We start from the raw sequence: 25,608 nt of genomic DNA on the forward strand, positions 1-25,608 counted from the left end.
GTCTGAAACAAACTGTGTGAAGTGTAGCGGATTTGAGCAGAAAAATCGACCCGCTTGACGAGGGGTGATTAACCTCTTGCGCAGCAGACACTTAACGGAAAACGCCCCGGACAGGCCGGGGCGTCTCACGGAAATTTGTCAGGTCGCTGGCTTCAGCCTGCAATCAGCCCCTGCGCCTTCAGCTCCTCATAGGCGCTGTCGACCGCGGTTTTCATCCGCGCCAGCATGTCATTGACCTCTTCCTTGGTAATAATGATCGGCGGGCACAGCGCCAGCGCGTTGCCAGCCACCGCCCGCAGGATCAGCCCGTTTTCTTGGCAGGCCTTCTGCGCGGCGGCGCCTGCGGCCCCTTTGTCAAAGCTGGCGCCGGTGGTCTTGTTCGACACCAGCTCCAGCGCCGCAATCAAGCCCTTGCCGCGAACTTCGCCGACCAGCGGATGATCAGTGAAAACCTCGCGCAACTGCGCCTGCATATAGGCACCCACTTCGGCGGCGTGCTCGAACAGGTTGTCACGCTCATAGATTTCAAGCGTCTTCAGCGCCGCAGCGCAGGCCGCCGGGTGGCCCGAGTAGGTGTAGCCGTGGCCGAAGACGCCGACCTCATTGGTCTGGTCGATCATCGCCTCGTACATGTAACCGGGAATGACCGAGGCGGAGATCGGGAAATAGGCAGAGCTCAGCTGCTTGGCGAATGTCATCAAGTCCGGCTTGATGCCCATGGTGGTGCAGCCGAAATCGGCGCCGGTCCGGCCAAAGCCGCAGATCACCTCATCGGCCCAGACTAGAATGCCATGCTTGCGCAACAGCGCCTGCAGCTTCTCGTAATAGCCTTCCGGCGGCACGATCACGCCGGACGCGCCGGTGATCGGCTCGACAATCATCGCTGCGATGGTGTCGGGGTCCTCGGCCAGGATCTGCTCTTCCAGGTTATGGATGATCCGGTCGACAAACTGCTCCTCGGTCTCATTGCCCTGGCGACCGGTGTAATAATGCGGCGCGTCAGAACGCAGAATGTGCAGCGCTTCCAGCGGCGCATCGAAATGCGCCAGATTCGCGGGCAGGGAGGTCAGCGAGCCGGCGGCGACAGTCACACCGTGATAGCCGCGCTCGCGGGTGATGATCTTGCGCTTCTCCGGCTTGCCGATGGCGTTGAAGTAATAGCGCAGCATCTTGTAGTGGGTGTCATTGGCGTCCGAACCCGAGTTGCCAAAGAAGATATAGGCATCCTCCACCGGCACCATCGCCTTCAGCTTCTCGGCCAGCTCCATGATCGGCTTGTGGGTCTTGCCGCCGAATGTGTGGGTGAACGGCAGCTTGTGCAGCTGCTCGGTGATCGCGTCCATCACCTCAGTATTGCTGTAGCCCAGCGAGGTGCACCACAGGCCTGCCAGCCCTTCGATATATTTGTTGCCGTCGGTGTCATAGACATGGATGCCTTCGCCGCGGTCCAGGCACAGCTGTTCGGTCGCGGTGAAATTGGTGGTGGGGTAGATGACTGGGGCCATGGCCAAACTCCTGCGATGATCTGCCCGTGAGCATTGTTTGGCAGTAGCATTGGCCTGTTTTTTAGCCCGCGTCAAAGGAATTTGATCAAATTTCACAAGGGCGCTAGAAAAAGCGAAAGGCCGCCCCGAAGGGCGGCCTGTCCGTTTCCCGATGGAGCGGGCGATGAGATTCGAACTCACGACCCTTACCTTGGCAAGGTAATGCTCTACCCCTGAGCTACGCCCGCGCTGCCATCCGGTGACGCGGTGAATAGGAAATCCGCGCGCAACCCGCAAGCGGAAAATGAAAGGATGGTGAAGAAAATGCCGCCGATGCCGCGGCGCAGAAAAGCGAAAGGCCGCCCCGGAGGACGGCCTTTTCGGCTTTCGAATGGAGCGGGCGATGAGATTCGAACTCACGACCCTTACCTTGGCAAGGTAATGCTCTACCCCTGAGCTACGCCCGCGCTGCCATTCGGTGAGGCGGTGTTTAGGGTTTTCCCAATCGGGCCGCAAGAGGAAATTTTCAGAACCGCGCAAGTATCTGTGGATAATCGTTATTCTTCGTTTCTAAGGAACTCCGCGAGGCGGATTTCCAGTGCAGCAAGATCCTTGGTCTCGCATTCCCAGATTGTCAGCACCTGCCAGCCTGCCGCCTGCAGGGCAGCCAGATGCTCCGCGTCACGTTCCGCATTGCGCAGCAGCTTGGGTTCCCAATAGTCGCGGCGCGTTGCCGGGATGCGCCCGTCGCGGCAGTCATGCAGATGCCAGAAGCAGCCATGCACAAAGATCACCTTGCGGCGCGGCCCGAACACCAGATCTGGCTTGCCCGGCAGGTCTTTGCGGTGCAGGCGGTATCGGATGCCCATCCCATGCACCATCCGCCGCACCAGCATTTCCGGCTTGGTGTTCTTGGCGCGGATCTTGGCCATATTGGCGCTGCGCCGTTCCGGTGTCAGCTTGTCGGCCACGCGATGGGATGCCCTGATTGTCCGGCCATGCGGGCATGGTACTCCGTTTCAATCCGGCAGGAAATGAATTCGCTGGCCGCACAGGGCGGCAGATCCAGCGCCTTGATCAGCTGGGCATCCTTGCGCCCCTCCAGCACCACAATCTGCTCCCGCCCCAGAATGTCGCGGGTGCCATGGCCGCCGTCGGCGCGGATGCGGCGCATGAAATCCTTCTGCTGCGCCACCGCCTCCACCGCAGCGCGGGGAATCGGGCGGCGCTGCATCAGCCGGAACAGTGTGGCCATGCGGGCGTTGCCTGTGTCGCAGCCAAATATCTCCTCGACTGCATCCGCATCTGCAGTGCGCCAGAAGTTGGCGGGGTAGGGGTGGTCCTTCAGCAGCCATTGGATGTGCTTGAACCCTTCGGCAGAAATGGTGCGCTTAGCATCCTTGTTCTGGCCTGCGGTCAGATACTCGGGCCGCGCCACGATCAGCCCCAGATAACAGCGCGCCCGCGCCTCGTCCGCGGCCACCAGCAGGCAGGCGCTGCCCACCGCTTCAGTTGGGATCATCCAGTTGCTGCCCATGGTGTGCTTGATGTCCACGTCATGGCCCAGGATCACGGTATCCAGCCGTCCCTTCCGCAGGCCCAGCAGCGCCCGCAGTTCAATCTCCACCCGGGTGCCGATGTATGTCTTCTCGGTCTTCTCCAGCTCTTCGTAGGACCGCCGCCCGGTCTTGGGCGTCATGATCACATCGTCGATGCAGTCGCGCAGCATGAAGGCCACGTCATGCTCAAGTGCCAGAAACCCGCCGGCGCGCTGGGTGATCTCCATCTCAAGGTGGAGCAGAACGTTGAAATCCTGGTGGTCGAAATCAACAAGGCTGTCGGGAATGTTCTGTTTCATGGCTGCTGCTGTCCAACGATCCGCAAGACAGCGGGGGCAGGAAACGGATTACGCCCGAACGGCATGCAGCTTCGGCTTGGCAATCGCCGCCTTCAACTCCCGCGCCACCGCCTCTGCCACCGGCGGCGGGAAGGCGTTGCCCACCTGGCGGTAGGCATTGGTCTTGGCGCCGGTGAAATGCCATGAGTCCGGAAACCCCTGGATACGCGCGACCATCCGCACCGTCAGACGCGGCATGTCGTTGTGGAAGGGATCCGGCGCCTCATTGGCGATGGTGCGCCCCTCAACCCCCAGCGCCGCCCAGGCGCGCCGCGCACGGGTCGGACCCAGATCGGGGCCGCCGTGTTTCTTGGAGCCGCCCACGATGGTCGGCGCAATCTCATCCGCCTTGGCAGCCCAGTCATCCGCCCCGCGCCAGCCGCGCTCCTTCATCAGGTCCACTAGGGTTGCGCCCACGGTCGGCGGATTGTGCGGCAGCGGCTCAGGCCAGTTGAACTGGCCGGCAAATTCCTTGCGCAGCGCAACAATTGCCACCCGTGGCCGCAGCTGCGGCACGCCGAAATCGGAGGCATTGAGCAAGCGCCAGTCGGTTTCATAGCCCAGTTTCGAGAGCTGTTTCTTCAGCTTTTCGCGGTAGTCATGAAACACCGCATCCAGAAAGCCGCGCACGTTTTCAATCATCACCGCGCGAGGGCGGGTGGCATCGACGATCTCGATCGCATCATCGAACAGGTTGCGCTCGTCCTTCTCGCCCAGCTGCTTGCCCGCGACCGAAAACGGCGGGCAGGGCAGGCCGCCGGCCAACAGGTCGATGCCTTTGTAGTCGCCCGCGACGTCCTTGAACTTGCGCACGTCCTCTTCCAGCACGTTCCACGCGGGGCGGTTGTGGCGCAGGGTGGCGCAGCAGTGCTTGTCGATCTCAACCAGCGCCGTGTGGTCAAAGCCCGCCGCCTCGAGACCGAGGGCCTGGCCGCCCGCACCTGCGCATAGTTCTACCGATGTCAGCATTCTGCTCTGCCCGCCCGTTTCTGTTCTTGCTCTGTTCCTAAGCGGTAAAGCGATTCCGCACAAGGTTTTCTGCACCCGGCCAGACTATGCGGAAATGCCGAAAAGCGAAAGGCCGCCCTAAGGGCGGCCTGTCCGTTTCCCGATGGAGCGGGCGATGAGATTCGAACTCACGACCCTTACCTTGGCAAGGTAATGCTCTACCCCTGAGCTACGCCCGCGCTGCCATCCGGTGAGCGGTGAAATAGGGTCTCGGGGGCTAAGCTGCAAGAGGAAAATCGGCAATGGAAGAAAAAAATCTGCATCGGCAGCGACGGAAAGCCAAAGGACGTGCGTTTGATTGGCGAAGAAGAAGATTTTCAGGGAGATTGAGCCCATGCCGTGCAAGGATTACCTGCGGATCGCCAGCTTGGCGGCCGCGATTGCCCTGGGGCTATTTGTGCACAGTGATCATCACTTCAGCACACCTCAGGCGGACAGCTGGGCGGGGCAGTTCGAGGCGGTTAAGCCAGTGCAGGTTGAAACCATGACCCTGCCGGCTCCAGCCGCCTTAAAGGCCTGACAGCGAAGCAATCCGTTTCCCGGCGCGGGAAACGGCCAAAATCCTGCGAGGATTTTCGGCTGCCGGCGACGCCGGTTTTCCGCGCCGGTAAATTGGCCGGAATTCGCGCCGAATTCCGCCTCCTGAAAACGCGCCGAATTCCGCCTCCTGAAAACGCGCCGAATTCCGCCTCCTGAAAAAAAGAAAAGGGCGCCCCGCCATCCGGCGGGACGCCCTCTGTTGAGTTCAGCCTTGCAGCTTATTCCAGCTCGACCAGCAGGTCCTTGGCGTCAATCTGGCCGCCGGCCTGAACATGCACCGCCTTCACCACCGCGTCGCGCTCGGCGTGGATGCCGGTCTCCATCTTCATCGCTTCGATGGTCAGCAGCATATCACCTTCATGCACTTGCTGGCCCACCTGAACCGCGACAGATGCCACAACACCGGGCATCGGTGCGCCGACGTGGTTCGGGTTGCCCGCTTCCGCCTTGGGGTTGGCCTGGGTTGAGGCCTTCACCAGACGGTTCGGCACCCGGATCACCCGCGGCTGGCCGTTCAGCTCGAAGAAGACCTTCACTTCGCCCTTCTCGTCGGTCTCGGAAATCGCCTGCAGGCGGATTTCCAGGGTCTTGCCCGGATCGATCTCGGCGGTGATCTCCTCACCCGGCTCCATGCCATAGAAGAAGGTCTTGGTCGGCAGGGTGCGCACCGGGCCGTACTGGCGGTGGCGGCCCATGTAGTCCAGGAACACCTTGGGATACATCAGGTAGCCGTTCAGGTCCTCGTCATCGACGGTGAAGCCTTCCAGCTGCTTGGAGAGATCCGCACGGACCGCCTCCAGGTCAACCGGCTCCAGATGCGCGCCGGGGCGCTCGGTGTTGGGCGCTTCGCCCTTCAGCACCTTGGCGACGATGCCGTCCGGGAAGCCGCCCGGGGGCTGGCCCAGGTTGCCGCGCATCATGTCGACGACCGAGTCGGGGAAGGCCACGTCGGTCTTGGGATCCTCGACCTCATCACGGGTCAGGCCCTGGGAGACCATCATCAGCGCCATGTCGCCAACCACCTTGGACGACGGAGTCACCTTCACGATATCGCCGAACATCTGGTTCACGTCAGCATAGGTCTGCGCCACGTCGGCCCATTTCTCTTCCAGACCCAAGGAGCGCGCCTGCGCCTTCAGGTTGGTGAACTGGCCGCCCGGCATCTCGTGCAGGTACACTTCCGAAGCCGGGGCTGCGAGGCCGCTTTCAAACGCCGCATACTGCGCCCGCACCTGTTCCCAGTAGCCGGAGATCTCGCGCACCTTGGCAATGTCGATGCCGGTGTCGCGGTCGGTGTTGCGCAGGGCCTCGACTATCGAACCCAGGCAGGGCTGCGAGGTGCCGCCGGAGAAGGCGTCCATCGCCGCATCCACCGCATCCACGCCGGCATCCGCCGCCGCCAGGATGGTGGCACCGGCCACGCCGGAGGTGTCGTGGGTGTGGAAGTGGACCGGCAGGCCGACCTCTTCCTTCAGCGCCTTGACCAGCTGGCGGGCCGCGGCGGGTTTCAACAGGCCCGCCATGTCCTTCAGGCCCAGGATGTGGGCACCGGCGGCCTCCATCTCCTTCGCCATGCCGACATAATACTTGAGGTCGTACTTGGCGCGGTTCGGATCCAGGATATCGCCGGTGTAGCAGATGGTGCCTTCGCAGACCTTGCCGCTCTCGACCACTGCATCCATCGCAACGCGCATGTTCTCGACCCAGTTCAGCGAGTCGAAGACGCGGAACACGTCGACGCCGGTCTCCGCCGCCTGGCGCACGAACTCCTGCACCACATTGTCCGGATAGTTGGTGTAGCCGACGCCGTTGGAGGCGCGCAGCAGCATCTGGGTCATCAGGTTCGGCATCCGCTCGCGCAGGTCGCGCAGGCGCTGCCAGGGACATTCCTGCAGGAACCGGTAGGCCACGTCAAAGGTCGCACCGCCCCAGCATTCGACCGAGAACAGCTGGTTCAGGTGCTGCGCATAGGCCGGCGCCACTTTGATCATGTCGATCGAGCGCATCCGGGTCGCCAGCAGCGACTGGTGGCCGTCGCGCATGGTGGTGTCGGTCAGCAGCAGCTGGCGCTGCGCCTTCATCCAGTCGGCCACGGCCTGCGCGCCTTTCTGCTCCAGCAGATTGCGGGTGCCATAAGGCAGATTGCCCACATCCGCCTTCGGTGCGCGCGGCTCCTTCAGGTCGGCAGCGGGGGCCGCCCGGCCTTCTGTCTCCGGGTGGCCGTTCACGGAGATATCCGCGATATAAGTCAGCACCTTGGTGCCGCGGTCGCGCCGTTTCTTGAATTGGAACAGGTCCGGGGTCTCGTCGATGAACTTGGTTGTGTATTCATTCGACAGGAAGGTCGGGTGCTTCAGCAGGTTCTCGACAAAGGCGATGTTGGTGCTGACACCACGCACCCGGAATTCGCGCAGCGCGCGGTCCATGCGAGCAATCGCCTTCTCCGGGGTCGGCGCCCAGGCGGTCACTTTGGTCAGCAGCGAGTCATAATAGCGGGTGATCACGCCGCCCGCATATGCGGTGCCGCCGTCCAGGCGGATGCCCATGCCGGTGGCGGAACGGTAGGCGGTGATGCGGCCGTAGTCCGGGATGAAATTGTTCAGCGGATCTTCGGTGGTCACGCGGGTCTGCAGCGCGTGGCCATTCAGGCGGATGTCGCCCTGGCTGGCCTTGCCGGTTGCCTCAGCAATGGTCTTGCCTTCGGCGATCAGGATCTGCGCCTGCACGATGTCGATGCCGGTGACCTCTTCAGTCACGGTATGCTCCACCTGCACCCGCGGGTTCACCTCGATGAAGTAGAACTTGCCGTCGTTCATATCCATCAGGAATTCGACGGTGCCCGCGCATTCATAGTTCACATGCTGGCAGATCTTGCGGCCCAGGTCGCACAGCTCGGCGCGCTGTTCTTCGCTCAGGTACGGGGCAGGCGCGCGCTCAACCACTTTCTGGTTGCGGCGCTGCACCGAGCAGTCGCGTTCATAGAGGTGGTAGATCTCGCCGTGCTTGTCGCCCAGGATCTGCACCTCGACGTGGCGGGCGCGGGTGATCATCTTTTCCAGATAGCCCTCGCCGTTGCCAAAGGCGGCTTCCGCCTCGCGGCGGCCTTCCAGCACCTTTTCTTCCAGCTCTTTCTCGGCGTGGATCGGACGCATACCGCGGCCGCCGCCGCCCCAGGAAGCTTTCAGCATCAAGGGATAGCCGATCTCGGCCGCTTCCTTGCGGATCGCATCCATGTCATCGCCCAGCACCTCGGTTGCCGGAATGACCGGCACGCCGGCCGCAATCGCCACCTTGCGGGCAGAGGCCTTGTCACCCAGCGCGCGCATGGTTTCGGCCTTGGGGCCGATAAAGGTGATGCCGTTGCGGGCGCAGGCGTCCACGAACTCCGGGTTTTCCGACAGCAGGCCGTAGCCGGGGTGGATCGCGTCAGCGCCGCTTTCCTTGGCAACGCGGATGATCTCGTCGATCGACAGGTACGCCGCAACCGGCCCCATGCCTTCGCCGATCCGGTAGGCTTCGTCCGCCTTGAACCGGTGCAGGCCGAGCTTGTCCTCCTCGGCATAGACGGCGACGGTGCGTTTGCCCATTTCGTTGGCGGCGCGCATCACGCGGATCGCGATCTCGCCACGGTTGGCAATCAGGATTTTTTTGAAGTCGGTCATGTCACCCTCGGGGTCCGTGCAAGTTGGTGCAGTGTTAGGCGGATATTATCGAACCGCACAACAGTAGTTCTGGGTATTTCCGGCATGATTGCGCTCTCAAGCGGCTTGTCCTTTCCTTTCTGGCCTCGTTTTTGGGGGTTCCTGACTTTGCAATTTACCGCATTGCTCGGCGCTAACATTTGCAGATTCTGCAGAAATTCTGCACATGCAGCATGATTTTGTAACTTTTTTTGTTGCGGTGCAGCGCAAAGTGACGCTGCGTGTGCGTCATTTTGGCGCAATTCGTGCGAATTCGCGCAAAAAGCGCCGGCCGGGTGCACAATCAGCCCAGTTGACGGGTTTGCAATCCGCATGCCCCGGCCAGGCTGGACAGGCCTAGCTGGCCCATATTGGCCTCCAGGTCCTTGGCCAGGATGCTGATCAGATGCGCCGGCCCGGCACTTCCCAGGGCCGCCAGCGCATAGTGGAAGGCACGCCCCAGCATGACGAAATCCGCCCCTAGCGCCAGCGCCCGCAGGATGTCCAGCCCGCCCCCGATGCCGCTGTCAAAGACCACCGGCACGGTGACGGCCTCGCGGATCTCCGGCAGCAGGCTGATGGCAGGCGGGCAGCCGTCGAACTGGCGGCCGCCGTGGTTCGACAGCCAGATGGCATCTGCGCCGGCCTCCTGCAGCCGCTGCGCATCCGCAGCCCGCTGCACGCCTTTGATGATCAGCGGTCCGTCCCAGTTGCGCCGCAGCCAGTGGACATACTCCCAGTCGGGTGAGGTCCGAAGCAGGTATCCGATATGCGCCGTTGGTGGCAGGTTGGCCTGTTCGCCGCTGATGTATTTGTCCAAGGTCCGCATATGCGGTATCCCGGCCCGCGCCATCCCCAGCGCCCAGGCGGGCCGCAGCGCGATCTGCGCCAGCAGGCGGGGTGTCAGCCGCGGCGGCTGCGTCAGGCCAGAGCGCGTCTGCCGTTCCCGGCGCGAGGCCACCGGCACATCCACGGTCAGCACCAGGGTGCGGAACCCGGCGTCCTTCGCTCGCGCCAGCATATCGGCACGGATGCCTTCATCCTTGGGCGGGTACAGCTGGAACCAGGCATTTGCCCCCAGATGCGGCGTCAGATCCTCAGGCGATTGGCTGGCCACGGTGGACAGGCAATAGGGAATGCCTGCCGTTCTGGCGCTGCGGGCCAGGATGCCCTCCGCATCCGGCCAGATCAGCCCGGACATGCCGACAGGAGCGACCCCGAAGGGGAAAGCGTGCTTCGTGCCCAGCAGATCAACGGACAGGTCGGTCTCCAGCGGCCCGTGCAGCACCGAGGGCAGCATGCCGATCCGGTCCAGCCCGGCGCGGTTCTGCGCCTTGGCGGATTCAATGCCTGTGCCGCTGTCCAGATACTCCCAGACAAACTTGGGCAGCCGCTGCCGGGCGCGGCGTTTCAGGTCATCCAGGCCCGGATATGTCTGATGCAGATCCATCTGCGCATTGGTACGCGCCGTGAACGATTGTGCAAGGCAAAGCGCCGGCGCCTGCAATTGGCGCCGGCGGCCAGCCGAGGCTTACGCCGCGCCTTTCTGCCGGTCCTCAGCATCCTCTGCGCTGTCTGCAACTGGCAGCGCTGCCGGGTTGCGGGGCAGGGGGCTGGCGCCTTCGGCGACGCAGACCTGGTTGCGGCCCTTGGCCTTCGCCTCATAGAGGGCCTCATCCGAGGCGCGCAGCAGATCCTGCGGCATGGTGCCATGCGCCGGGTAATGGGCCACCCCCAGCGAGATCGAGATCCGCGGCAGCGCCTTTTCACCATAGCGCACCACCACGTCCTCAATGGACTGGCGCAGCAGCTCCGCCTTGGTGACCGCATCGTCCGGGCTCACGCCCGGCAGCAGCAGCGCAAATTCCTCACCGCCGGGGCGGCAGGCCACCTCATCGCCGTCACAGGCCTGCTCCATCGCGGCGCCAACCGCGCGCAGCACCATGTCGCCTGCATCATGGCCGTGGTTGTCATTGAATTTCTTGAAGTGATCGACGTCGATCGACACCACGCTCAGCGGCTTGCCGCTGTTCTGGCTGGCCCCCACGAACTTGCGCAGGGATTCGGTCATGTGGCGGCGGTTGAACAGCCCGGTCAGCGAATCGCGCACCGACTGGTCGTGCAGCTGATCGCGCATCTTCACGTTGGCAATCGCCATGCTGATCTGCTCGGCGCACATTTGCGCCAGCTGCTTGCAGCCGGCAAAATCCCCGGCCCGGCTGGGACGCGCCCGCAGATGCATCAGGCCCACCGTCTCGCCATGCGCCAGAATCGGAAAGCAGAAATAGGGGCGCCCGTCGTGCGGTTCTGCATGGGCACAGGTGAACTCGACTTCCGAGGCGCCGAACTCATAGGTCCGCCCGCGGCGCAGGCCCCAGCACTCGCCTGGCTGGATATGGTCCTTGTGGCTGCCGCCGTTCCAGCTGGAGCATCCATCCAGCACATCACGCGAATTGGAGAACACATAGATGCTGCCTTCTGCATCCGGCAGCAGATGGCCCATGAACTCCGACACCATGTCAAACAGCTCACCCAGCGAGCGGCAGGATTGCAGCCACTCGTTCAGTTCGCCCAGCAGCTTCACCTCCCGCGCCAGTTGCAGCTGGTTCGCCATTGCCTCCTGATCGCGGGCAGAGCGTTCCTCAACCTGGCGCAGGCTGCGGCGGTTGGCCTTGAAGACGACAACCGACACGATGGTCATCGCCGCCACTGTCACCAGCGAAATCAGCGCCAGCGAGATCCGGACGCGGGTGATGAAGGTGTTCCGGATATCGGTGATGTCCGAATAGAACTCAATGGCGCCAATGAAAATGCCGTCGTGCAGCACCGGGGAATAAACCTCTGCCACCTCGCGCTCCGGGATCGACCCGTCCGCATTGGCCGCGGTGCGCAGCCCGTCCACCTCTGTCGCGGGCTTTTCCTCATGCTTGTAATAAACCAGCCCTTGCGAGACGACGGACTGAAAATACGGCTTGGTGTTGCGCTCACCGATTTCCTCGGGCCGCGTCGACCAGAAGATAGTGCCATCCGCCTCAAACAGTTTCAGCCGGTACACATCCGAGGTTTCCGGCACCAGGCCCAGGTATTCCTGGTCGTGCTCATCCAGATCACCCAGCACAAAGGCATCCTTGCTGTTATCAAGATGCAGCAGAACCGCCCGCCGCCAGGTGTCGGCCTGCTTTCGCAGGTCCGCTTCCAGCATCCGGTCCACAATAGGTGCCGGCACAGAATAGACCGCCCAGGCGCTCAGGCCGGCCGCCGCCAGCAGCAGCGGCAGCATCGAAAATGTTTTGAGCTTGGATATCAGCTTCCGGGCCGTCCCCTGTGTCATGGTGGTCCTCTGGCATTGGGCGTTTGCGCTAGAATTGCGCGTTAGCCTTTACAGAACATGAAGACACCGGTCTGCGCTTGTGCCGAATAGGCAAAATGCAAGTAAAAGCAGGCCTTGACGCCGGGTGCGGATACTACGGGCGGACAAGTGAACAGACTGTGAACGTCCTCTTTCCGCCGGACCTGAATCACGCTAGGATCACGGCCATGAGCAGTTTTGACGAAATGGACGCCTTTGAGGGCGCATCGCTGTCGTCCCGCGCCATGGGCGCGCGGGTGATGCCCTATTTGGACACGCTGAATCCCGCCCAGCGGGAGGCGGTGGAATGCCTCGACGGACCGGTGCTGATGCTGGCCGGCGCCGGAACCGGCAAGACCAAGGCGCTGACCACCCGCATCGTGCATCTCCTCAGCACCGGCCGCGCGCGCCCGAACGAGATCCTGTCGGTGACCTTTACCAACAAGGCCGCCCGCGAGATGAAGGAGCGGGTGGCAGGCATGCTCGGCCAGGCGGTCGAAGGCATGCCCTGGCTCGGCACCTTCCACTCGATCTGTGTCAAGCTCCTGCGCCGCCATGCGGAACTGGCGGGGCTGAAATCGAATTTCACCATTCTCGACACCGATGACCAGATCCGGCTGCTGAAACAGCTGATCCAGGCCGCAGGCATAGACGACAAACGCTGGCCTGCGCGGATGCTGGCAAACATCATCGACGATTGGAAAAACCGCGCCCTGACGCCGGAGAAGGTCCCCGCAGGCGACGCCAGCGCCTACAACAACCGCGGCACCGAGTTCTACGCTTTGTATCAGACCCGCCTGCGCGAGCTGAACGCGGTCGATTTCGGCGACCTGCTCCTGCACATGGTGACGATCTTCCAGAAACATCCGGACGTGCTGGAGCAGTACCAGCGCTGGTTCCGCTACATCATGGTGGACGAATACCAGGATACCAACGTCGCCCAGTACCTCTGGCTGCGGCTGCTGGCCGGCGCGCACAAGAACGTCTGCTGCGTTGGCGACGATGACCAGTCGATCTACGGCTGGCGCGGCGCCGAGGTCGGCAACATCCTGCGGTTCGAGAAGGATTTTCCCGGCGCCATGGTGGTGCGGCTGGAGCAGAACTACCGCTCCACCGGCCATATCCTCGCCGCCGCCGCGGGCGTCATCCGCGGCAATGCCGGCCGCCTGGGCAAGGAGCTGTGGACCGACGCGGGCGATGGCGAGAAGGTCCGCCTGATCGGCCATTGGGATGGCGAGGAAGAGGCCCGCTGGATCGGCGAAGAGATTGAATCGATGCAGCGCGGCACCCGCGGGCAGGCGCCCATTGGCCTCAACAGCATGGCCATCCTGGTCCGCGCCTCCCACCAGATGCGCGCGTTTGAGGACCGCTTCCTCACCATCGGCCTGCCGTACCGCGTGATCGGCGGCCCGCGCTTTTATGAGCGGATGGAGATCCGCGATGCCATGGCCTATTTCCGCGTCGTGGTCTCCCCCGATGACGGCTTGGCTTTTGAACGCATCGTCAACACCCCCAAGCGCGGCCTTGGCGACAAGGCGCAGCAGACCATCCAGATGATTGCCCGCGAGAACGGCGTCTCGCTGGTCGAGGGCGCCCGTCTGGCAGTTGAAGGCGGCCACATCAAGGGCAAGGGCGCAGGCAAGCTGCGCGAACTGGTCGAGGGCATTGCCCGCTGGGGCCGCATGGCCGGCGACGCGGACATCACCCATATGGAGCTGGCGGAGATCATCCTCGACGAGTCCGGCTACACAACCATGTGGCAAAACGACAAAAACCCGGATTCGCCCGGTCGGCTGGAGAACCTCAAGGAGCTGGTCAAGGCGCTGGAAAGCTTCGAGAACCTCCAAGGCTTCCTCGAGCACGTCAGCCTGGTGATGGACAATGACAAGCAGGACGCGGATGAGAAGGTCTCGATCATGACCCTGCACGCCGCCAAGGGCCTGGAGTTCCCCGCTGTTTTCCTGCCGGGCTGGGAGGATGGGCTGTTCCCCTCGCAGCGCTCGATGGACGAAAGCGGCCTGAAAGGCTTGGAGGAAGAACGCCGCCTGGCCTATGTCGGCATCACGCGGGCAGAGCAGATCTGCACCATCTCCTTTGCCGGCAACCGCCGGGTGTTCGGCCAGTGGCAGTCGCAGCTGCCCTCCCGCTTCATTGACGAACTGCCGGAGGAGCACGTCGAGGTGCTGACTCCGCCGGGCCTCTACGGCGGCGGCTACGGCGCGGCGGCTCCAGGTGCCGCACAAGTCCGCTCCACCATCGACGAGCGCGTGGCACAGGCCGACGGCTACAACTCCCCCGGCTGGAAACGGATGCAGGCCCGTGCAGGGCAGTACGGCATGTCTCAGCCCAAGGAGAGCAGGAACACGGTGATCGACCTCACCGCCACCTCCAGCTTCACGATGGGGGAGCGGGTGTTCCACCAGAAGTTCGGCTATGGCGCCATCACCGGCATCGAGGGCGACAAGCTTGAAGTGGACTTCGAGAAGGCAGGCCCCAAGAAAGTGGTGGCCAAGTTTGTGACCGCCACCGACGACGTGCCGTTCTGAAACATCCATCTGCATCGGGATGACCGCCGGATCGGATCGCGCAGCGATCCGATCCGGGCGCAGGCGCGGCGGGCAGCACTGCTGCCCGCCGCGCCTGCGCCACCCTCTTCCTCTGAAGTTCGCGTGAGGCGGGGAGGGCTGCAGGTTTACCGCAGCGCAATCATCGCAATACCTGCGGCAATCAGCACCGCCCAGCCCAGCCGGCTGAGACCGCGCGGCTCCTTCAGCACCAGCGCCGCCAGGATCACAGACACCGGGATCGACACCTGCCGCACCGCGCTTACCGCCGCCGCCTCGGCGCCCAGCTGAAACACCCGCAGGATCAAGAGGTACGACAGGTAGGACGACAGCCCGGCAAACAGGATGCGCCAGGGGTTCTGCGCCCAGCCGCGCACCACGCCTAGCAGCGGCGCCGACTGCCCCCTATCCTCCCAGGCGCGCAACGCCCCCATCGCCAGCGTCACCAGGATATAGGTCCAGAACAGGAACGGTGCGCTGGCTGCTCCTTGCATCGCTGCCGCGTCGGAGATCGAATAGGCAGCCGACCCCAGCATCGCCATCCCCGCCATGGCAAAGGCGCGCGGGTCATCCAGCAACCGCCCCTTGCCCTTCTGGATCATCAGCCCGGCCCAGATGATCAGCCCCATCCCCAGCAAGGCCGCGCCGGTATAGCTGCGGTCCAGCGCCAGCCAGCTGAAGGCGGCAATCGCCAGGGGCGAGGAGCGCACGATCGGGTAGTAGGCCGACAGGTTTCCCCGCCGCAGCGCCGACAGGGTGCCATAGTAGTAAACCGTCAGCCCCAGCGCCGAGGCCAGCACCAAAGGCCAGATCCCGGTGGGCAGGGCAAGGCTATGCCCCGCCAGCGCCATATGCGCAGCGGCAAACACCACCCACGACAGGCACACGCCGGTGTAGCAGGACACCGGATGCGCCACGCCCTTCAGCGTCAGGTCGCGCAGCGGGTGGGTGACCGCCGACAAGAGGACCAGCAAGATCCACAGAAGTTCCACTTAGGAGACAGCCCCCTGGCCGGGCCGGTCCAGATAGGCATCGAAATGCACCGTTACCTGGTCATCGCTCACCTGCACCACGCCATAGGCCATCGGCTCAACGCAGTATTCGCTCCCGGCCCGTTCCGGCACCAGCGGGATCTGGTGGTTGGTGCTGGGCAGCGAGGTGAAGCTGTAGCCGCGCCAGTTCACATAGGTCATCCGGTGGATATGGCCAAAGAAGATATGGCGGATGTTCCGCCCCTTCTGCAGTGCGGCGTGAAAACATTCCGGATCGCGCAGCTTGATGTCGTCCACATAGGGCAGACCGACGTCAAACGGCGGATGGTGCAGGAACAGGAACACCGGTGTTTCCCCGGCCTGCTCCAGCTCCGCCTCCAGCCAAGCCAGCCGTTGTGTGCACAACTCGCCATCATGGACACCCGGCCCGCCGGTCAGGGTGTCCAGAAACAGGAACCTGGCACCACGCGCCGCGTGACTGTGCTGCACGAAACCGCCAGAATCGCGGGGGTGATCTGCAAAGACACCCAGGAAGTTCTCCCGCACATCATGATTCCCCAGCATCAGGAACGTTGGCAGCGGGAACGCCGCCAATTGCTCCTGCAGCCAGCCATAGGCCGCCGGGTCGCCCTCATCCGCCAGATCGCCCGAAATCACGCAGAACGCCGCATCGCGGTGCCACTCAGTAATATCCGCCAGCACCCGGCTGAGATTCGCAGCCGGATCGCCGCCATTCAGCGGCACGCCCGGCGCCATCAGGTGGATATCGGTGAGGTGGATGAATTTCATGGCGCGGTCCCGCAAATCACTGATGCCTATGCCTGCGATCAAATCAGCAGATGCGGCAAAGGGATAGCGCAAAACCGTCAGCCTCCCGGCCCGGGCGCGGCAAACCGCGGCCCTAGAACCAAGAAACGGCGGCGCCCAGGGAGGAGGAGGGGGCACCGCCGTTCTGTCAAACACCGGGTATCAGGGAGGAGGAGACCCCGGTGATCCAAACCCGGCTTTCGGCCGGTATAGGGTGCGGCGGCATCAGGGAGGAGGAGGATGCCGCCGCAGAAGACAGGCTCTTCTAAGGGAGGAGGAGAAGGAGCCTGATCTCTATTAGTTGTTCTCGTATGCCGCCTGGTAGGCGACGCGCTTGATTTCGGACCGGTTCAGGCCCAGGTCTGCCAGATCGCGGGCGGTCAGCGCGGACAGCTCATTCACGGTCTGGCGGTACAGGCGGTAGCGGGTGAACTTGACCAGCAGGGCATCCAGGAAGCCTACCGGGGATGCAATGCTCACCGCGGAGATCTGTTGTGCTGCTGCCATCGTTCTGTTCCTTCGTCTATCGTCTCGTCTGTGCCGTCGTGGCGTTTCTTGAATGACAATTTAAGGAAATGCCGCAGATGCACAATCCCGCGCTTCGTCAATGCCGCTATGCAGCATCTGCATGGGTGACGCAGGGTAGGCCTTTGTAATTGGCCAAGATTTTCCGCGGCCCGTTGCGCAGCTGTATAATTTCCGGGCATGCAGCCACGCTCAGCGCATGGCTTGTGCGGCTATGGATTGACACATCTGCCGCCCTGTTGATGCGGCAAACGCGCAGGCCGGGTTTCCTGCGCGCGGGCACACACATATATATGGGCCGGATTTGACGCAGGAGAGCAGCAATGAGTGTCACACAGGAACAGATTCGCGCGGTGCTGGAGCGGCTGGCGCTGCCCGATGGCGGCACGCTGGTCTCACGCGACATGCTGCGCGCGCTGCGCATCGAGGGCAGCAAGGTGAGCTTCGTGATCGAAGCGCCCAGCCCCGAGATCGCCAAGCTGATGGAGCCGCTGCGCAAGGCCGCCGAGGCCGCGGTGCAGTCGCTGGAAGGCGTTGAAACCGTCTCCGCCGCGCTGACCGCCCATGCCCCCCAGCAGCCCGCACCCAGCCTCAAGGTCGGCGGTCACCCGAAGCCGCAGGCGGAGCCGCTGAAGCCTGCAGGGGTGAAGCGTATCCTGGCGATTGCCTCCGGCAAGGGCGGGGTAGGCAAGTCCACCGTGTCGTCGAACCTCGCTGTGGCGCTGGCCAAACAGGGCCGCAAGGTGGGCCTCTTGGATGCCGACATCTACGGCCCGTCCCAGCCGCGGATGATGGGCGCCAAGGGTCGCCCCGCCAGCCCGGACGGCAAAATCATCGAGCCGCTGCACGCCCATGGCGTCACCCTGATGTCGATCGGCTTCATGGTGGATGACGCCAAGGCCGTGGTCTGGCGCGGCCCGATGCTGATGGGCGCGCTGCAGCAGATGCTGGGGCAGGTGAATTGGGGCGAGCTGGACGTGCTGATCGTCGACCTGCCGCCCGGCACCGGCGACGTGCAGCTGACGCTGTGCACCAAGGCAGAGCTTTCCGGCGCCATCGTGGTCTCCACCCCGCAGGATGTGGCCTTGCTGGACGCACGCAAGGCGATGGACATGTTCAACACCCTTAAAACCCCGGTGCTGGGACTGATTGAGAACATGTCATTCTTCACCTGTCCCGATTGCGGCGGCGAACATCACATCTTCGGCCACGGCGGCGTCGCGGCAGAGGCTGAGACTCTGGGCCTGCCGCTGATGGGCGCGCTGCCGATTGATCTGGAGACCCGCCTGGCCGGCGACAGCGGCACGCCCATCGCCGCGGGGGAGGGGCCAATGGCCCAGGTCTATGCCCGCATTGCCGAAGGCTTGATCGGCGGCGGCATGGCCTGAGGCGTTCCTCGGCCCATATATTTCTCCACTAATATTTGGAGAGGCCTGGCGGACCCGCCGTTCTGGTGGGTCTCGTTGCAATTGCGCCTAGCTCTTTTTTCGCTTCAGTGCTTCCCGCACTAGTTCGAGGAGTTGAGGTCCAAGCCAAATAAGCAACAGTAGTGCCAGTGCAAAGAGCAGTATCACTCCTGCGCCGTTGGTCTTGAAGCCAAAGAAGCTGGCCTCGCTTTTCAATAGAAATTCATACATGCAAGCCCCCCTAGGCGCATCTTCTTCATAGATACACCTCGAGAGCCGAATCGGCAAGCGACTTACAAATTTATCTTTCCCATGATTTCCCGGCAGTTTCTAGGGGTATCCATGGGAGATCGTGGGAAACTTGGAAATTTTTTTTGGTGTGCGCTTTTTGTAGGTATTTTACAGCAGTTGCACCATATGTTGTGTGGATTGCTGTGCGGGACTCCAAGATTAAGAGGTTGGGCTGGTGTGGAAGGGATGGGAAGGCATGGGTGGAGTGGCGAATCGTGCCATGAATTCCCATTTTTTTGTTGCCATACCATCAATTCCCATAGTATCCCTAATTTATCGAATGAGACGAGGGACGGGGCGCTAAACGACCCCAGAGCCAAAAACAAAACAAGCAGGTTTCATACAGGCCTTCGCTTTCATCGAACCAAGAGATCCGGCGCGCGGGCGAGCAGACATCCCCCCAGGTGGCGCGTGCAGTCGGACATCCCGCAAAGCGGGCCAAGGCGGCGGGTTGATCAGTGGCAGCAGATCAACCCGCCCCTTTTCATTCTGGGGGACGGATTAACGCGAGGGACGCGCGAAAAGGACGGGAAATTGGGCCGCAGGTTCAGAGGCGAAAGCCACCACAAGGTGGATACAAAGGGGCGGGTGTCAGTGCCTGCCTCCTTTCGCCGTGTGCTGGAGGCCGCTGACCCCAATTGGCAGCCCGGCCAGAACCCCGAACTGGTGATCGTCTACGGCGACCAGCGCCGCAACTTCCTGGAATGCTATACTATAGAGGCGATCGAGGAGGTCGACGCCAAGATCGACCAGCTTCCCCGCGGTTCGATGCAGCGCAAGATGCTGCAGCGCATGTTCCACGGCCAGTCCTTCCCGACCAACGTGGACGAAACCGGCCGCCTGGTGCTGCCGGCCAAGCTGCGCCAGAAAATCGACCTTGAGGCAGAGGCTTTCTTCATCGCTGCGGGCGACACCTTCCAGATCTGGAAGCCGGAAACCTACGAGCAGGAAGAACTGGCCCAGGCCGAAGAATGGATGGACGACCTGCCAGAAGGTTTCGATCCAATGGAATTCCTAGACGGCGCCGGGGGCGCTTAAGACATGACCCAGGACCAAACAGCTGCCAATGGTCCCCACATCCCGGTTCTTCTCCGCCCGCTGCTTGGAGCCGTGGCGCCGGTGTCGGGCCGCTGGCTTGATGGCACCTTCGGGGCAGGCGGCTATACCCGCGGCCTGCTGGAGGCTGGCGCGGAGCAGGTGATCGGCGTTGACCGCGACCCGCTGGCCTTTGAACTGGCAAAACCCTGGGCGGGGGAGTACGGCGACCGCCTGATCCTGCAGCCCGGTGTCTTTTCCCGCATGGATGAATACGCCCAGGACCTCGACGGCGTGGTGCTGGACCTTGGCGTCTCCTCTATGCAGCTGGACCTGGCCGAGCGCGGCTTCTCCTTCATGAAAGACGGCCCGCTGGATATGCGGATGTCGCAGTCCGGCCCCTCCGCCGCGGACCTGATTGCCGAGCTGGACGAAGCGCAGATCGCCGACATCCTGTTCCACTACGGTGAGGAACGCGCCAGCCGCCGCATCGCCAAGGCGATTGTCAAAGAGCGCGCGATTGAACCCATCACCACCACCCTGCGCCTTGCGGGCATCATCGAGAGTTGCCTGCCGCGCCCCAAGCCCGGCCAGTCGCACCCGGCGACCCGCAGCTTCCAGGGCCTGCGCATCGCGGTGAACGCCGAATATGACGAGCTGTTCGAGGGCCTTCTGGCCGCTGAACGGGCGCTGAAGCCCGGCGGGCTGCTGGCGGTCGTGACCTTCCACTCGGTCGAGGACCGCATGGTCAAACGCTTCTTCCAGCACCGCGCAGGCAAAACCGGCCGCGCCAACCGCTATGCACCGGAACAGGCGGAAACACCCTCGCAGTTCGAACTGGTCACCCGCAAGGCCGTGGGCCCGGACGATCAGGAGTTGGCCGAAAACCCGCGCTCCCGCTCCGCCCGCCTGCGGGTCGGACGCCGGACGGACGCCGCACCGGGGCCAATCACGGCCAAGGAACTTGGAATGCCGCAGCTGAAAGAGGCGCGCAAATGAAGACTTTGCTGTATGCCGCAACCTGCCTGGCCGTCTTCGGCCTCGCCTTCTGGGCCTACCGCGAAAACTACGCCACCCAGCAGGTGCTGAAGGATACCCGCGGATTGCAGCGCCAGATCGGTACCGCCCAGGTGCGTCTCAGCGTGCTGCGCGCGGAATGGGCCTACCTGAACCGCCCGCAGCGTCTGCGCGACCTTGCGGACATCAACTTTGACAGCCTTGGCCTTTTGCCGCTGCGCCCGGATCAGTTCGGCCGCGTGGATGAGGTCTCCTACCCGGCGCCGCCGGAGCTGGAGATCACCAACGAGGTTGAAGTTTCCGGCCTGAATGCAGGGAGCCAGCCATGATCCGCACACCGCTCCGCCCGCTGGCCCGCATCCTCCACGCCCGCGCAAGCGGCGAAAACCCGGATGTGATCGAAGAGGAAAACATCAGCCTGCGCCATCAGGAAATGCAGGTGCAGGCCCGCCAGCGCGCCGAGGGGCGGCTTCTGGTGCTGGGGTTGTTCTTTGTCTGCGCCTTTGGCGCCATCATCGCCCGCATGGGCATGACCGCAGTGTCGGAACCGGCCGAGCCCGTTGCCAGCGTTCCCGGCGCCGCCATCGCCGCGCAGCGCGCCGATATAGTCGACCGCAACGGCAGCCTGCTGGCCACCAATTTCGAAACCCACTCCCTTTACGCGCAGCCGCCGCAGATGATTGACCCGGTTGGTGCCGCGGAAAAGCTGGTGGCGATCTTCCCCGACCTCGACCGAGAGCGCCTGATCAAGGACTTTACCGGCAAGCGCAAGTTCCTGTGGGTGAAGAAGAAAATCAGCCCCGAGCAGCTCCAGGCGGTGCATGATATCGGCGATCCCGGCCTCATGTTCGGCCCACGCGAAATGCGCCTGTATCCCAACGGCAGTCTGGCCGCGCATGTGCTGGGCGGGGCCGGGTTCGGCAAGGAAGGCGTGAACGCGGCTGAGGTGATCGGCGTTGCCGGTGTCGAACGCCAGTTCGACGACTACCTGCGCGACCCGGCCAATGCGGGCAAACCGCTGCAGCTGTCGCTGGACCTCACCGTGCAGGCGGCGGCGGAGCAGGTGCTTTATGGCGGCATGAAGCTGATGAACGCCAAAGGAGCCACCTCGATCCTGATGGACGCTCACACAGGCGAAGTGATCTCGGTGGTCTCTTTCCCGGATTTCGACCCCAACGACCGTCCGCGCCCGCCCACCTCCGGTTTTGACCCCTCCGACAGCCCGCTGTTCAACCGCGCGGTGCAGGGCGTGTATGAACTGGGCTCCACCTTCAAGATCTTCACCGCCGCCCAGGCGATGGACCTCGGCCTGGTCAACGCCGACACCGTGATCGACACCCGCGGGCCGCTGCGCTGGGGCCGCTTTGCGATCCGCGATTTCCGCAACTACGGAAACGAAATGTCGGTGACCAAGATCATCGTCAAATCCTCCAACATCGGCACCGCGCGGCTGGCGCAGCAGATCGGGGTGGAGCGGCAGAAAAGCTTCCTGGAAACGATGGGAATGCTGGAGCCGACGCCGTTTGAAATTTCTGAGGCTGCAGGCGGCAAGCCCCTTCTGCCCGCCAACTGGTCGGAGCTGTCGGCGATGACCATCTCCTACGGCCACGGCATTTCCACCACACCGATGCATCTGGCAGCGGGCTATGCGGCGGTGGCCAATGGTGGCCGTTACGTGGCGCCGACGATTCTGAAGCAGACCGCGCCGCAGCTGGGCCAGCGGGTGATGAGCGAGGCATCTGCCAGGGCCGCGCGCAAGATGTTGCGCAAGGTGGTCAGCGAAGGCACCGCCTCTTTTGCTGAAGTTGAAGGCTATCAGGTCGGCGGCAAGACCGGCACCGCCGACAAGCCCAAACCCCGCGGCGGCTATTATGATGACAAGGTGATCGCTACTTTTGCCTCTATTTTCCCGGCACATGACCCGAAATACGTGCTGATCGTAACGCTGGACGAACCGTCTATTATTGCCCATGGCGAGGAGCGCCGCACCGCCGGCTGGACCGCCACCCCGGTGGCGGCTGAGATGATCGGCCGCGTCGCGCCGCTCCTGGGGCTGCGTCCGCAAGTTGAACCCGCAGAGGTGACTGGTATAACCCTCACCTCGAACTGACACAGGTGAGGGCCGCCATGAGCAGCAGCAGACCAGACCAGCCCCTGAGCCAATTGGGGCTCACTGCCCGCGGCGGCGCTGACCCGCAGATTTCCGGACTAGCGGTGGACAGCCGCGAGGTGCGCGAGGGGTTCCTGTTTGCCGCGCTGCCGGGCAGCCAGGTGCATGGCGCCAAGTTCATTCCCGGCGCATTGGATAAGGGGGCAACCGCCATCCTGACCGATGCCGCAGGGGCAGAAATCGCCGCCAAAGTGCTGGACGAAAGCCATGCCGCTTTGGTGGTGGTCGAGGATCCGCGCCAGACGCTGGCCTATGCCGCCGCCTTGTGGTTCGGCGGCCAGCCGCAGACCGTGGTGGCGGTCACCGGCACCAACGGCAAGACCTCCGTGGCGACCTTCGTGCGCCAGATCTGGAGCGAGCTGGGCCATGAGGCCGTCAACATGGGAACCACCGGCATCGAAGGCGCCTGGAGCTACCCGCTGGCCCATACCACGCCGGAACCCATCACCCTGCACCGCGCGCTGGCCGCTGCGGCAGAGGCAGGCGTGACCCATGCAGCGATGGAGGCGTCCTCGCACGGGCTGGACCAGCGGCGTCTGGACGGGGTGCAGCTGGCGGCTGCCGGCTTTACCAATTTCACCCAGGACCACCTGGACTATCACGAAACATTCGACGCCTATTTCGCCGCCAAGGCGGGCCTGTTCCGCCGGGTGCTGCCGGATGAGGGCGTAGCTGTCATCAATATGAACGACCCCCGCGGCGCTGAAATGCGCGCCGTCGCCGCTGCCCGCGGGCAGGAGGTGATTTCTGTCGGCCGGGGCCTCGGCGATCTGAACTTGATGGGGATGCGCTATGACGGCACCGGCCAGGACGTGCGCTTCTCCTGGCATGACAAACCCTACCAGGTGCGGCTGAACCTCATCGGCGGTTTCCAGGCGGAAAACGTGCTCTTGGCCTGCGGGCTGGTGATTGCCGGCGGCGAGGACCCGGAGCGGGTGTTTGAAACCCTGCCGCATCTGACCACGGTGCGCGGCCGGATGCAACTGGCGGCATCGCGCGACAATGGCTCTGCAGTGTTTGTGGATTACGCGCACACTCCTGATGCCGTTGCCAGCGCCATCAAGGCGCTGCGGCCGCATGTGCTGGGCCGGCTGATTGCCATCGTCGGCGCTGGCGGCGACCGCGACACCACCAAGCGGCCCCTGATGGGGCAGGCGGCGCATGACAATGCCGATGTGGTGATTGTCACCGACGACAACCCGCGCAGCGAGGACCCGGCCATCATCCGTGCTGCGGTCAAAGGTGGCGCGCCCGACTGTATTGAGATCGGTGACCGTGCCGAGGCGATCCTGCGCGGCGCTGACATGCTGCAGGCGGGTGATGCGCTGATTGTCTGCGGCAAGGGCCATGAGACCGGCCAGACCGTGGGCGACACGGTGCTGCCGTTTGACGATGTGGAGCAGGCCAGCATTGCCGTGGCCGCGCTCGATGGGAGGATCGCATGACCCTTTGGACCGCATCTGAGGCCGCCGCTGCAACTGGCGGGAAGGCGCAAGGCGACTGGTCTGTTTCCGGCCTGTCGATAGACACCCGCACCATCGAACCCGGCGATATGTTCGTGGCGCTGAAGGCCGCGCGCGACGGCCATGATTTCGTGGCGCAGGCGCTGGAAAAGGGTGCAGGCGCTGCGCTGGTCTCCCGCGTTCCCGATGGGGTGCCTGCGGACGCGCCGCTGCTGATTGTGGACGACGTGCAGGCGGGGCTGGAGGCCCTGGGCTGCGCGTCGCGGGCACGGACGAACGCCAAGGTCGTTGCGGTGACCGGCTCGGTCGGCAAGACCTCGACCAAGGAAATGCTGGCGCGGATGCTGTCGGACCAGGGCCGCACCCATGCCGCCGTTGCCAGTTACAACAACCACTGGGGCGTGCCGCTGACGCTGGCGCGGATGCCGCGCGATACCGAGTTTGCGGTGATCGAGATCGGCATGAACCACCCCGGCGAAATTGCGCCCCTTGCAAAGCAGGCGCGCCCGCATGTGGTGATGGTGACGACGGTTGCTGCCGTTCATCTGGAGGCCTTTGAAAACGTCGAAGGCATCGCGGCTGAGAAGGCCGCGATCATGGAAGGGCTGGAGCCCGGCGGCACCGCGGTTTTGAATGCCGATATTGCTGAGGCCCATGTACTGCACGACGTGGCCGCTGGTCTGGGCGCAACCGCCCGCTGGTTTGGCGAGAGCGCTGCGGACTACACCTTGCATTCCGCCGGGATAGAGGGCGAGGAGACCGTGGCCCGCGCCACGGCAAACGGCCGGGATGTTGAGCTGCATATTCAATCGCTTGGCGCCCATTTCGCAATGAATGCGCTGGGTGCGCTGGCCTGCGCCGAAGCTCTGGGCGCTGATCCGGCTAAAGCCGTTGAAAGCCTCGCCCTGTGGTCGCCGGTCAAGGGCCGCGGCGTGCGCGAAGCGATCCAACTGGAGAACGGTTCGATTACCCTGCTGGACGACAGCTACAACGCCAACCCGACCTCAATGGCGGCGGCGCTGGCGGTGCTGGCGGCGACGCCGGGGCGGGGGCGGCGGATCGCCTATATCGGCGACATGAAAGAACTGGGGCCGCAGGAGGTGCAGCTGCACGCCGGGCTGGCGGATCTGGACGCGGTCCAGGGCATCGACAGGATTCACTGCATTGGACCGCTGATGCAAGCGCTGCACGAAGCCTTGCCGGAGGAAAAACGCGGCGGCTGGTTTGCAACCAGTGCCGAGGCAGTACCCGGCCTTGCAGAAGAAATCCGGGGCGGCGACATCGTGCTGGCCAAGGGCTCGCTCAGCATGGCGCTGGCCAGGATTGTTGACGGCATCCGCGAAATGGGTCACTCCACCCCCACACAAGAAAACGCATAAG

General features: G+C 63.6%; 20 protein-coding genes and 3 tRNA genes. 9 read left to right on the forward strand and 14 right to left on the reverse strand.

The features are described 5' to 3' along the window. Positions 1 to 152: 152 nt before the first annotated feature. The 7 genes from RA24_RS03220 to RA24_RS03250 all read right to left on the reverse strand — a co-directional run bounded on the left by RA24_RS03220 (position 153) and on the right by RA24_RS03250 (position 4,568). Positions 153 to 1,505, reverse strand: a complete 1,353-nt coding sequence (locus RA24_RS03220; RefSeq protein WP_039171424.1) for an aminotransferase — start codon at positions 1,503 to 1,505, stop codon at positions 153 to 155. A 152-nt stretch (positions 1,506 to 1,657) separates the two neighbouring features. Next, positions 1,658 to 1,732 (reverse strand) — tRNA-Gly (locus RA24_RS03225). 144 nt (positions 1,733 to 1,876) lie between these two features. Next, positions 1,877 to 1,951 (reverse strand) — tRNA-Gly (locus RA24_RS03230). A gap of 90 nt (positions 1,952 to 2,041) precedes the next feature. Further along, positions 2,042 to 2,455: a very short patch repair endonuclease gene (locus RA24_RS03235; RefSeq protein WP_039171426.1), complete on the reverse strand. Its 414-nt coding sequence runs from the start codon at positions 2,453 to 2,455 to the stop codon at positions 2,042 to 2,044. Beyond that, entirely contained in the window at positions 2,440 to 3,342 is a 903-nt protein-coding gene (locus tag RA24_RS03240) for a NaeI family type II restriction endonuclease (protein ID WP_039189712.1), read from the reverse strand. Before RA24_RS03240 ends, RA24_RS03235 begins: the two co-directional genes overlap by 16 nt. A 48-nt stretch (positions 3,343 to 3,390) precedes the next feature. Further along, positions 3,391 to 4,350 carry a DNA cytosine methyltransferase gene (locus RA24_RS03245; protein ID WP_039189715.1) on the reverse strand — a complete coding sequence of 320 codons (960 nt, stop codon included), beginning with the start codon at positions 4,348 to 4,350 and terminating at the stop codon, positions 3,391 to 3,393. A 143-nt stretch (positions 4,351 to 4,493) separates the two neighbouring features. After that, positions 4,494 to 4,568, reverse strand: a tRNA-Gly gene (locus RA24_RS03250). A gap of 119 nt (positions 4,569 to 4,687) precedes the next feature. Between RA24_RS03250 and RA24_RS03255 the strand changes: the two genes are divergently transcribed. Beyond that, complete coding sequence (locus RA24_RS03255; protein ID WP_019298321.1) at positions 4,688 to 4,909, forward strand: hypothetical protein; 222 nt, start codon at positions 4,688 to 4,690, stop codon at positions 4,907 to 4,909. 238 nt (positions 4,910 to 5,147) lie between these two features. On the opposite strand, the gene RA24_RS03260 is transcribed toward RA24_RS03255, so the two are convergent. The 3 genes from RA24_RS03260 to RA24_RS03270 form a co-directional block, all read right to left on the reverse strand. Further along, positions 5,148 to 8,591, reverse strand: a complete 3,444-nt coding sequence (locus tag RA24_RS03260; protein ID WP_029205049.1) for a pyruvate carboxylase — start codon at positions 8,589 to 8,591, stop codon at positions 5,148 to 5,150. A gap of 322 nt (positions 8,592 to 8,913) precedes the next feature. Beyond that, positions 8,914 to 10,059, reverse strand: a complete 1,146-nt coding sequence (locus RA24_RS03265; protein ID WP_039189717.1) for an alpha-hydroxy acid oxidase — start codon at positions 10,057 to 10,059, stop codon at positions 8,914 to 8,916. Positions 10,060 to 10,140: 81 nt separating this feature from the next. Then, positions 10,141 to 11,940, reverse strand: coding sequence for a sensor domain-containing diguanylate cyclase (locus tag RA24_RS03270; RefSeq protein ID WP_039171434.1), 1,800 nt, complete (start codon positions 11,938 to 11,940; stop codon positions 10,141 to 10,143). A 206-nt stretch (positions 11,941 to 12,146) separates the two neighbouring features. Between RA24_RS03270 and RA24_RS03275 the strand changes: the two genes are divergently transcribed. Then, on the forward strand, positions 12,147 to 14,504 hold the full coding sequence (locus RA24_RS03275; RefSeq protein ID WP_039189720.1) for an ATP-dependent helicase: 2,358 nt from the start codon (positions 12,147 to 12,149) through the stop codon (positions 14,502 to 14,504). Positions 14,505 to 14,650: 146 nt separating this feature from the next. On the opposite strand, the gene RA24_RS03280 is transcribed toward RA24_RS03275, so the two are convergent. The 3 genes from RA24_RS03280 to RA24_RS03290 all read right to left on the reverse strand — a co-directional run bounded on the left by RA24_RS03280 (position 14,651) and on the right by RA24_RS03290 (position 16,828). Next, on the reverse strand, positions 14,651 to 15,514 hold the full coding sequence (locus RA24_RS03280) for an EamA family transporter (RefSeq protein WP_039189723.1): 864 nt from the start codon (positions 15,512 to 15,514) through the stop codon (positions 14,651 to 14,653). Continuing rightward, positions 15,515 to 16,303, reverse strand: a complete 789-nt coding sequence (locus tag RA24_RS03285) for a phosphodiesterase (RefSeq protein WP_039189859.1) — start codon at positions 16,301 to 16,303, stop codon at positions 15,515 to 15,517. Positions 16,304 to 16,618: 315 nt separating this feature from the next. Then, the gene (locus tag RA24_RS03290) at positions 16,619 to 16,828 is read right to left on the reverse strand and encodes a DUF1127 domain-containing protein (RefSeq protein WP_039189726.1); all 210 of its coding nucleotides are present in this window, start codon (positions 16,826 to 16,828) and stop codon (positions 16,619 to 16,621) included. A gap of 341 nt (positions 16,829 to 17,169) precedes the next feature. On the opposite strand from RA24_RS03290, the gene RA24_RS03295 reads away from it, so the two are divergent. Further along, positions 17,170 to 18,234: an Mrp/NBP35 family ATP-binding protein gene (locus RA24_RS03295; RefSeq protein WP_039189728.1), complete on the forward strand. Its 1,065-nt coding sequence runs from the start codon at positions 17,170 to 17,172 to the stop codon at positions 18,232 to 18,234. 87 nt (positions 18,235 to 18,321) lie between these two features. On the opposite strand, the gene RA24_RS22430 is transcribed toward RA24_RS03295, so the two are convergent. Beyond that, entirely contained in the window at positions 18,322 to 18,483 is a 162-nt protein-coding gene (locus RA24_RS22430; RefSeq protein WP_193747105.1) for a hypothetical protein, read from the reverse strand. A gap of 594 nt (positions 18,484 to 19,077) precedes the next feature. Here RA24_RS22430 and mraZ point away from each other — a divergent pair. From mraZ to RA24_RS03325, 6 genes are read left to right on the forward strand one after another with little or no spacing between them, the layout of a single operon-like run. After that, positions 19,078 to 19,581, forward strand: coding sequence for a division/cell wall cluster transcriptional repressor MraZ (gene mraZ / locus RA24_RS03300; protein WP_082020315.1), 504 nt, complete (start codon positions 19,078 to 19,080; stop codon positions 19,579 to 19,581). Positions 19,582 to 19,584: 3 nt separating this feature from the next. Further along, positions 19,585 to 20,577, forward strand: coding sequence for a 16S rRNA (cytosine(1402)-N(4))-methyltransferase RsmH (gene rsmH, locus RA24_RS03305; RefSeq protein ID WP_039189732.1), 993 nt, complete (start codon positions 19,585 to 19,587; stop codon positions 20,575 to 20,577). After that, positions 20,574 to 20,924, forward strand: a complete 351-nt coding sequence (gene ftsL, locus RA24_RS03310) for a cell division protein FtsL (protein ID WP_039189733.1) — start codon at positions 20,574 to 20,576, stop codon at positions 20,922 to 20,924. Before rsmH ends, ftsL begins: the two co-directional genes overlap by 4 nt. After that, positions 20,921 to 22,705, forward strand: coding sequence for a peptidoglycan D,D-transpeptidase FtsI family protein (locus RA24_RS03315; protein ID WP_039189736.1), 1,785 nt, complete (start codon positions 20,921 to 20,923; stop codon positions 22,703 to 22,705). The genes ftsL and RA24_RS03315 overlap by 4 nt, the downstream gene beginning before the upstream one ends. Positions 22,706 to 22,722: 17 nt before the next feature. Beyond that, on the forward strand, positions 22,723 to 24,210 hold the full coding sequence (locus RA24_RS03320) for a UDP-N-acetylmuramoyl-L-alanyl-D-glutamate--2,6-diaminopimelate ligase (protein WP_039189739.1): 1,488 nt from the start codon (positions 22,723 to 22,725) through the stop codon (positions 24,208 to 24,210). Then, the gene (locus RA24_RS03325; RefSeq protein WP_039189745.1) at positions 24,207 to 25,607 is read left to right on the forward strand and encodes a UDP-N-acetylmuramoyl-tripeptide--D-alanyl-D-alanine ligase; all 1,401 of its coding nucleotides are present in this window, start codon (positions 24,207 to 24,209) and stop codon (positions 25,605 to 25,607) included. Before RA24_RS03320 ends, RA24_RS03325 begins: the two co-directional genes overlap by 4 nt. Position 25,608: the final 1 nt, after the last annotated feature.

Origin of the sequence: Leisingera sp. ANG-M6 (assembly GCF_000813905.1) — a bacterium.
In the GTDB taxonomy this organism is placed as follows: domain Bacteria; phylum Pseudomonadota; class Alphaproteobacteria; order Rhodobacterales; family Rhodobacteraceae; genus Leisingera.